Below are 9,390 nucleotides of genomic sequence, written 5' to 3' on the forward strand. Positions count from 1 at the left end.
ATTATTCGCTCTAATTTCCTAGCTTCTAATATAAATTATTTCTTCTTTTTCCACTTAGAAATTTGACTTTTAAGGAAGAAGGAAGGGAGCAATATGCTCCTACTGTTCCCTTGACCAAAATAATTAAGACACCATTACAACGTATAGCAGTTCTCAGCGGGCGTGAAGTACACAAATACGATCCCCCTAAATCTCCCTTTTTAAGGGGGACTTCCAGTTCCCCCCTTCTCAAGGGGGGTTAGGGGGGATCTCTAGAACTGTACCTCACGCTTACCGAATAATTAATAGTTAATAATTAATAATTAATAGTTGATAGTCAATAATTAATTATTCATTCAAGAATTAAGGTTTAAAGCCTCCCTTTGTAATTAATAATTAATAATTAATAATGAATAATTAATATATTCCGAGGGCGAGTGCTAGGTCAATAGTTTATATGTAAGCATTTCCTGCGGAATGCGGAGCTAACAGCTATTAGCAGTCAGCTCTTCCTACGGAATGCGGAGCTAACAGCTCTTTAATGAATTAAGCAATTATTCATTTAATTTATAGCACATTTTCCAGCCATAAATTGAAAGACAAAAACAACTTTTTAAGTTGTCAACCCCATACAATAATTGTGTTGTGGGAAATGTAGACTTGTTTGAGAAGCTGATAGCTGATACGCGATGTGCTGAATGCTTACGTTTATATATTGCTCCTCAGCGCCGTGATAGTCATTAATTATTAATTGTTCATTGTTCATTGTTAATTATTGAGGAGGAGTAATTATTAATTATTAATTGTATCGGCTGTCGCCGACATGAACATTGTTAATTGCTGAATGGGAATTGCTATATAACCAGTAAAAAATTAAGTGTAGGAGAAATTCATTAATGTCTTCTACAGAAGTCAGCCAGGTGTAAGAAAAACTTACTCGCTGCAATTGTTTTATGTTGAATTTTGCCTACTTACTTAAATGGAACGATACTTACAAATACTAAAATTATTTTGGGGTGCAGCGATCGCTGCTGAATTAGAATACCGTTTCAATTTTATTATCGCAGCTATTAGTAGTATAGGTAGTTTATTTGGTAGCTTATTTGGTTTATTTCTATTTTATAGAACAGGCTACAAATTTGAAGGTTGGAATTGGGAAGAAGCTTTAATTATCCTAGCAATTTTTACTATTTTACAGGGTCTTTCAGCAACTTTTTTAATTCCTAATTTGAATCGAATTGTGCAACAAGTACAAGAAGGTACTCTAGATTTTGTCCTCCTCAAACCCATTAGTAGTCAATTTTGGCTTTCTACTCGTACAGTATCTCCCTGGGGAATACCGGATGTAATTTTTGGTGGGTTGCTATTAGGATATGCTGGTAGTAAACTGGGTTTAGGAGTTGCAGATTATTTACTTAGTATAGTGCCACTGCTCTGTGGGATAACTATTCTTTATAGTCTCTGGTTTATGTTGGGGTCAACCAGTATTTGGTTTGTCAAAATTTACAATGTAACAGAAGTCCTCAGAGGTTTATTAGAAGCAGGACGATATCCAATGGTAGCTTACCCTACTGCTTATCGTTTCTTTTTTACTTTTCTAGTACCAGTGGCATTTTTGACCACTGTACCAGCTCAAGCAATATTAGGTAGGGTTGGAGGTACTTGGATCTTGGGTTCTTTTGTTTTAGCAGGTGGATTGTTTTTTGCTTCTATTCAATTTTGGCGATTGGCTTTGCGGTATTATACAAGTGCTTCTAGTTAGGAAGTGTGGGATTCATTAATTGATAATTGATAATGGATAATTGATAATTGATAATTAGAAGAAGGTTAAAACCGAGAGGATTGAAGATCAGGAAATATTATTTCTTTTTTTCCCCTATCCAAGGGCGAGGCTTTAAACCATAATTATTAATTATTAATAATTAGGTAAGGGAGTAGGGGAATAGGGGAGTAGGGGAGATGAGGAACAAAATTGAGGAAAAGCCTATTTTTAAATATATTTACTCTTCCGAAATATCATTTCAATAGCAATTATATAACTTATCTCTTTTGTCAATTTTGATATTAAGCAAAGATGTTTATAAAGCATAGTCTTTCAAGGGGATAAAAAATAAAATTATGGATTTTCTTGCCTCCTAATTCACGATAAAGTATTAATAACTGATAACTGATAACTGATAACTAATAACTGATTAGCTATGGAACAAGATAAACTTTTAAGTGAACTTGAGAAAAGTTTAGATTCTGAAGAATTACTACACCAAATAAAAACAGAACAAGAAGAAGAACAGGTTTCTGAAGAAAAAATATTTTCCCAGAAAGGCTTGATTATCTTGTTAATATCTATTCTCATGGTAGAGGTAGGAATAGTAATATATGCCCTACAAGCAAGTCAAAATATAGTTATTGTTTCTCCAGAAGAAAAAACTATTTTGGCACAACAACAAGCAGAAAAAGATATAAAAGAAGCTAAAAGACTATCTGTGGAATCTAAGAGAACAATTAAATATCCCCCACTACCTTTAGCTACTTGGGAAGAGGCAGAAACAGAGTTACTAGAATCAATTAAATTATTAGAAGAAATTCCCAAAGGTACTACTGTTAAGAAAGAAGCAGATCAACTGCTACAAACTTATCGTCAAGATTATCAGAATCTCCGCAAACAACTAATATTTGAAAAAACTGCAACTTCTAAGTTAGTTACTGCTAAAAAGTTAGCTATAGAAGCAAGTGTAATTGTGCAAAACCCACCTCATCCCCTAGAGGTTTGGCAAGAAGCTCAAGCTAAATGGCAGGAAGCTATAAATTTACTTCAAGAAATACCTCAAGATGCTTTTGTAGCTCCCGAAGCAGTGGAAAAATTAGACTTCTACCGAATTAACTATCGGGCAGTTACTGGTAGATTAGAAAGATTAGGGAATAGGGAATAGGGAATAGGGAATAGGGAATAGGGAATAGATGGAAGTAATTGATTTTATTTTTAAATTTGGGAGAGAGTTAATAAAAAGAAAAAATTATTTTTTCTGCATGAATGAAGAAACTTTATACCTTAATTTTTCAGTAAAATTATTATTTTTGAGATAATTGAAGTGAATTGGTATATATTCAGGCAATAATACAATTTATCAATCATTTATACTTGAGAGTTACAACTACTTGAGACTTGAGTATTTTTCCCTAACCCCTTACCAAGAGAAGAGATTTTTAATTAATAATTATTAATTATTAATTATTAATTAAATACCTTAGTTAAAAGCCTCCCCTTTCAAGCGTAAAAAAATAAATCTTTTCCTGATTAGTGTCAATCCTCTCCCTTTTATGGAGAGGTAATTATCAATTATCAATTATCAATTATCCATTAATGAAGGTTTTCCTTGAGATAATTATCCATTATCCATTAATGAAAAGATTTGATATTACTTTTCGTTAAATACTTGTATTTTTTGACACCTTCTGATTTAAACTAGATTAAATAAATAGATCCCTGCCTTGCTAAGAAAAAAATAACTTTTGGTCAATAGTTGACCAAGACTCAATAAAAATACAAAAAATTAGTATCATTGGCTTGATAGAGATTAAGGAAAATTAGATTTTGAACTGCGTGAGTAAAAACTATGATGATGATAGGAGACTTAGAAAATGTTGGCAGTAGAAAACTTTTTAGTTATTGTAGCAGAAATTGGTCTGCTACTCTTTATTTTTCTTGCCGTTAATTGGTTAGTTAGACAAATTTTAAAACAACTAACCAAGGCTGTTTCCAGCAAGAAAATTAAAATCACAATTCAGAATATCCAAAGGAATACCCAGACTGCATTAACTATAGGTGCTGGATTACTGGGTATACTAATATTAGGACTGAATATTTGGCTAATAAATAAGGGAGAAAACTTATTACAACACACAAAGTCATTTATTGATAATATTCCTGAAGAATTTTGGGTAAATTTAGGTATGGGAGCAGGTAGAAGTCTGTTCTTATTATTCTTATTAGCTGCAACTCAACCTTACATTCAACGTTTAATAGATAATCTTTGCGATCGCACCAAAAGATTTGAATATATTACAAGCAATGATGAAAGTATAGAAGATTTCTTTGACTTTCTCAGTCTCAACCTAATTAACATTTTGTGGCTATTGAGTCTAACCTTATGTACTCAATTTATCCAATTACCAGAAGTAATTACGCAATATATGTATATTGCTGTAAGAATATATGTCATTATTACAGTTGGCATACTTCTGGTTAAAGCCAATATCGTAATTATTGATACATTAGAAGCACTAGCCCAAAAATATTCTAGTCCTAGCAGACTGCTACGTTTATATAATCGCCTCAGTCATCTACTCCCATTGTCAAAGCGATGTTTGGAGTATGTAATATACCTGTCAATGGCAAGTTTAGTATTTCAGCAACTTGAATTCATTGCATATCTAGCAGTCATTGGCCCCAAAATTATACAAATTGTCGGCATATTTTATACCAGTCGTGTAATTGAAGAGGTTGGCAAACTTTTTGCCCGAAAGTTTCTACTTAGTCAGGACGAAGAGTTAGATGAAATTGACAGAAAGAGAAGAGAAACTCTATTACCCTTATTTGATAGTACCCTCAAATATCTAGTCTACATTGGTGCAATAATTGCTATTCTCAATGTCCTAGGTATTGACTCTACTCCTATACTTGCAAGTGCTGGTATTCTTGGTCTTGGTGTTAGCATGGGAGCGCAGAGTATTGTTGAAGATGTGGTAGCTGGTTTATTTAATTTGTTTGAAGGTTACTACTTAGTAGGTGACTTTGTTGAGATAGATGATATCAAAGGTTATGTGACTGCAATAGAGCTGAAAACTACTCGCATTCGCTTTGAGGATAAAGACTATATTATTCGGAATGGTGAAATTGGTAGTATTGTTAATTATTCGAGATATAGTGAAGCAGTAGTAACAGTTAATGTTCCTTATGATGCTAATCTCGAGCGCGTTTACAAAGTTATAGAAGCAGTGGGGAAAAAATTAAATCAGGAGAATGAGGATGTACTAGAAGCAACTGAAGTAGACGGGGTTGAGAAGTTCGATAGATATCAGTTAATCATTCAAACGACTACACAAGTTAAGCCAGGAACAAACGAAGATGTAGAATTATACCTGCGTAGAATGATAATTGAAGCTTTTGAAAAAGAAGGGATTAAAATGCCTCATCGCGGTTCTCGGAAAGGTAAGAAGAGTTTAGAAGATGAAGAGTTGGAGGGTAAAGAAGAGGAGGAGGAAGAAGATGAAGAGGATGAAGAAGATGAAGAGGAGGAACTAGAGGAAGAAGAAGATGGAGAGGAATTATAGTTTTACAGCGCTTTTCAGTTGAGTAAACCACAAAACTGCTGTAGGAGTCAGGAGTCAGGAGTCAGGAGTCGTAGGGGAGAATGGCAATTCGCCCCTACAGGAGTCAAAGGCTAGTTTCAAAATTCTCGCTCCTCAACTTCCGACATCAACAAATATTCCATCATGCTCTCCGGTGCATATCGACTGTGGTCTATCCAATTGATTTGATTTTTAGTTTTTGGAGAGACAAGGGCGGAAATCTTTTTGAGAGTTTTTTGCTCCCCACACTTCCCACCCGGACCACACCCCCCCACTCCCAATTCTCGCTCCTCAACTTCCGACATCAACAAATATTCCATCATGCTATCCGGTGCATATCGACTGTGGTCTATCCAATTGATTTGATTTTTATAGCGCTACACATTAAGGTTAGGACATTTATATATCTTGTTTGCGGAGCATGACCTAGTAAAACCCTTTGACAGTTTACTATTCCCTATTCCCTATTCCCTAGGGCGTAGCGCTATAGTTTTTGGAGAGACAAGGGCGGAAATCTTTTTCGGAGTTTCTTATTCCCCACACTCCGCCACTCCCCTACTCCCCTACTCCTCTACTCCTCTATTGTGGGCGACCTAAAGTTGTAATATAAACAACTGCCTCATCTACAGGAATACCTAAAACTTCATTCACACGATCGTCAAAGAAACCGCCGATACCACTAACACCTAAACCCAGATAAATAGCTGCTAAATTCAATCTTTGCCCTAAATGACCTGCATCTGCATGGAGGTAACGGTAAACCCGATCGCCATATTTGCCTACAGCTTTTTTCAGGTCAGCAGTATGAAACAAAACAACAGCAGCATCTCTACCTAAGTCTTGACCTAAGCACAGATAATGTAACTCTTCTTGGAAATTTTTAAACCTAATTTGTCGGAACTCTTGAGCCATTGGAGCATAATAATAACAACCCTCTTCTAAACCATCTACTCCAGAAACTGCAATAAAGGTCTCTATCAAACTTAGGTCAAAATAATCAGGATTACGATCTAATTCTTGATTAAAGTAATGGTGGGGTTGATAGGTAAAATCTAAAACAGCCAATAGTTCCTTTAAAGCAATAGCTTCTCCAGTATAAGTGCGAGTGGAACGTCGTTTGAGAATAGTCTTTCTCAGACCTTCTAAATCTTTACCCCATAAAATAGAGGGAGTGACAGTAGAAACTTTCGTACAAAATGGAAAGTTATATTTATCTTCTGAATATTCTGGAGTTTCTTGTGTTTTCCAAGCAGGTACTTTTGGAGAATTTGAGTTAATGTGAGTAGCTTCATGTAAATATTTTAGCAGTTCACCATCTGCAACCATTGGATAATCTGTTTGAGTGCCAGAAGGTAGAGCAGTTTGCCATAGAGGAAGATTTTGTTCAATATCTAGTAAGTCTGCTAGGGCAATAATGGCGATCGCCTGTTCTTCAGTTGTATCTAAATAAAGCATTTGATTTATTGCTTCATCATTAAACCCACCAATCAGATGTGGCCGATAATTACTAAAAGCAGAAGCTAGTTCAATGTTACCTAGTAAGTGACCTGTATCTAAAAATATTCGTCTATAGGCGCGGTCTTCATAACGCCAAGCAGAACGGTAGAATATAGCAGTAATGGCGATCGCTAATTTTGTATTTTCTAGAGCTGGATGCCAAAAACAAGCATCCTGCAATTCTGGCCATGTTCTATTGTCCCAAAATCTCAGTAATGAATGAGTTTTGGCCTGATAATTGTATAATCCTGGGGGCAATAGAGTTGTGCCACGGGAAATTAAATAAACCTCTGCTGGATACAACCCTCCAGCAGAAGGAGCTGCTCTTAAGTAATGAGTTCCCATAATTGTTGTTATCTTACCAGTTAAGCCATAGCTACATACAAGTAAGTTGGATAGGTTTTCTCCTTCTTGAGAATCTTTTCCTAGATTAATTTTTTCTTGCAGATAAGGTTTTAGGTCAATAGTTGTCCCGACTTTATACTCTTTGAATGGTATTGGTTGATTTTCCCAGTCTAGCTGGTGATTTTTACTCCCAATCGTTTCTGGGTCATATTTTGTCCGCTCATGGTAATGTTGAGCAATAGATTGTCTAATTTCTGGCATCTTTATTATTAGGGTTTATTTGGCAATGATTCTAATTATTCGATAGTTATGATTTTGACATTTATAGCGCTACTCATTAAGGTTAGAACATTTCTCAATCCTGTTAGCGGAGCTTTTCCCTATACGAAAAACCCTTTGACAGTTTACTATTCCCTATTCCCTCTCTTGGTGCGGGTTCCCAAGCCAGTCCCTTGGGCGGGTCTCCCAACTTGAAGGAACTGGCGTTTGCGTCTTACGCCGACGCGGGGTAGCACCGCTATTCCCTATTCCCTCGCGCGTAGCGCTATATGAATGGAAATTTTACAAATCTTAAAAAAGGATTAGGATCTCAGTAATTTTTATAAGGCCATCTTAGTATAAACCCTGATAAGTATAATAAGTATAAAAACCCATTATTTATTTAATAAATGATGATTATCAACTGCTAAAAAGTAGCCTTCAATAATTAATAATTAATAATTACCTCTTCTTATAAAGAAGAGGATTGGCTACAAAGATTTTTTTTCTTTTTTCTCCATGAATGGAGAGGCTTTATACCTTAATTTTTCGGTAAAAATATTAAGATGCAGAAGATGAGTGCAGAGGAATTACTATGGAGATATGCTGAAGGTCAAAGAGAATTTTGTGCCATTGATTTAAGTAATATAGAATTGTTTGAAGCTGATTTAGAAGGAATTAATTTAGAAGGTTGTAATTTAACAAAAGCTTATCTACCCTATGCAAATTTGAACCAAGCTAACCTCCAAGGATGTAATTTGGCAGAAGTAGAAATGGGAGATATTAAACTTTATAAAGCTAATTTATCTGATAGTAATATTCAACAGGGAAATCTATCGCGAGCTAATTTGCGTCATGCTAATCTTCGTGGTGCAAATTTGAGTCAAGTTAATTTGCAAGGAGCAAACTTATATAATGCAAATTTAAGAGATACAGATTTAAGGCATGGAGATTTGAGAGGAGCTAACCTAGAAAAAGCCAAGTTAGAGAATGCCAAATTGGGATGGTGTAATTTGTTTCGAGCTAGAGAAGTTGATTTATCAATGGCAGAATACGATCATACTACTATCGGAACTGATGGATATTAGAAAACAGGGAATAGGGAGTAGGGAGTAGGGAGTAGGGAATTCAAAATAAAATATCTTCGGTTTTAGCCGATAATCGTTAAAAACATTCCTGAAATTTAGTTATTACTTAATAACTGAATTATTGAGGAAGTATAGAATTATTTATGGGAATTGGTATTAGGTGTTAGGGTTGAGGTTTGAGGTTTATTTTGCCTCAAAATAAAGTATTAAGTTTTCATGTTTGAGGATATTTTCTAGACTGTTTATAAATAATATAGTCATTCTGAATAAGACTGAGACCAGTGTTTCTTTCCTTGAAAATATTTCAGGCAAAAAAGTGTTTCATCCTTATTTGAAATGACTATATATTAAGGCTTGAATCGATGGGTTCATTAATGGATAATGGATAATTGATAATTGATAATTACCTTTCCCTAAAAGGGAGAGGATTGACAAATAAGAAAAATATTTATTTTTTTTCCCTTGAAAGGGGAGGTTTCAAGGCGTGAATTATCTAATTATTTAATTGTTTAATTATTAATTATTTCGGTAAATTTACATTCATGGCTAATAAAGCTGAATTATTTAATTAATTATTAATTGTTGATTGTTGAATAATATATTCACTATCTTGAGTATTCTAAAAATTACAGAATTTCTCATGTTTTATGAGGTAGAAACTATAAGTTTTCATAGCCTCAGATAACAAACAATTGAGATTTTTTCTTCCTTCCTGCTTCTTCCTTCTTCCTTCTTCCTTCTTCCTTTATTCATGGCTAATAAAGCTGAATTATTTAATTAATTATTAATTGTTGATTGTTGAATAATATATTCACTATCTTGAGTATTCTAAAAATTACAGAATTTCTCATGTTTTATGAGGTAGAAACTATAA

6 protein-coding genes are annotated in these 9,390 nt (G+C 34.5%); 4 read left to right on the forward strand and 2 right to left on the reverse strand.

Annotation, left to right across the window (positions count from 1 at the left end; genetic code table 11):
• The first annotated feature begins 958 nt into the window (after nt 1-958).
• The 3 genes from ACP6PK_RS18270 to ACP6PK_RS18280 all read left to right on the forward strand — a co-directional run bounded on the left by ACP6PK_RS18270 (nt 959) and on the right by ACP6PK_RS18280 (nt 5,310).
• Nucleotides 959-1,741: an ABC transporter permease gene (locus ACP6PK_RS18270; RefSeq protein WP_426561478.1), complete on the forward strand. Its 783-nt coding sequence runs from the start codon at nt 959-961 to the stop codon at nt 1,739-1,741.
• 436 nt (nt 1,742-2,177) lie between these two features.
• Nucleotides 2,178-2,909 carry a hypothetical protein gene (locus tag ACP6PK_RS18275; RefSeq protein WP_426561480.1) on the forward strand — a complete coding sequence of 244 codons (732 nt, stop codon included), beginning with the start codon at nt 2,178-2,180 and terminating at the stop codon, nt 2,907-2,909.
• Between the two features lie 709 nt (nt 2,910-3,618).
• Entirely contained in the window at nt 3,619-5,310 is a 1,692-nt protein-coding gene (locus ACP6PK_RS18280; RefSeq protein WP_426561481.1) for a mechanosensitive ion channel family protein, read from the forward strand.
• A 116-nt stretch (nt 5,311-5,426) separates the two neighbouring features.
• On the opposite strand, the gene ACP6PK_RS18285 is transcribed toward ACP6PK_RS18280, so the two are convergent.
• Nucleotides 5,427-5,633, reverse strand: a complete 207-nt coding sequence (locus tag ACP6PK_RS18285; RefSeq protein WP_426561482.1) for a hypothetical protein — start codon at nt 5,631-5,633, stop codon at nt 5,427-5,429.
• Between the two features lie 274 nt (nt 5,634-5,907).
• The gene (locus ACP6PK_RS18290; protein WP_426561484.1) at nt 5,908-7,431 is read right to left on the reverse strand and encodes a SagB/ThcOx family dehydrogenase; all 1,524 of its coding nucleotides are present in this window, start codon (nt 7,429-7,431) and stop codon (nt 5,908-5,910) included.
• A 572-nt stretch (nt 7,432-8,003) separates the two neighbouring features.
• Here ACP6PK_RS18290 and ACP6PK_RS18295 point away from each other — a divergent pair.
• A complete protein-coding gene (locus ACP6PK_RS18295; RefSeq protein ID WP_426561486.1) occupies nt 8,004-8,516 on the forward strand; it encodes a pentapeptide repeat-containing protein in 513 nt (170 codons plus the stop codon).
• Nucleotides 8,517-9,390 lie beyond the last annotated feature (874 nt).

Origin of the sequence: Dapis hubbardiae BLCC-M172 (genome assembly GCF_050016015.1) — a bacterium.
Classification (GTDB): domain Bacteria; phylum Cyanobacteriota; class Cyanobacteriia; order Cyanobacteriales; family Microcoleaceae; genus Trichodesmium.

Excerpts from the sequence above, each read along its gene's own strand:
- ACP6PK_RS18270 (WP_426561478.1), top strand. The coding sequence starts at position 959 with ATGGAACGATACTTACAAATACTAAAATTATTTTGGGGTGCAGCGATC.
- ACP6PK_RS18275 (WP_426561480.1), top strand. The coding sequence starts at position 2,178 with ATGGAACAAGATAAACTTTTAAGTGAACTTGAGAAAAGTTTAGATTCT.
- ACP6PK_RS18280 (WP_426561481.1), top strand. The coding sequence starts at position 3,619 with ATGTTGGCAGTAGAAAACTTTTTAGTTATTGTAGCAGAAATTGGTCTG.
- ACP6PK_RS18285 (WP_426561482.1), bottom strand. The coding sequence starts at position 5,633 with ATGTCGGAAGTTGAGGAGCGAGAATTGGGAGTGGGGGGGTGTGGTCCG.
- ACP6PK_RS18290 (WP_426561484.1), bottom strand. The coding sequence starts at position 7,431 with ATGCCAGAAATTAGACAATCTATTGCTCAACATTACCATGAGCGGACA.
- ACP6PK_RS18295 (WP_426561486.1), top strand. The coding sequence starts at position 8,004 with ATGAGTGCAGAGGAATTACTATGGAGATATGCTGAAGGTCAAAGAGAA.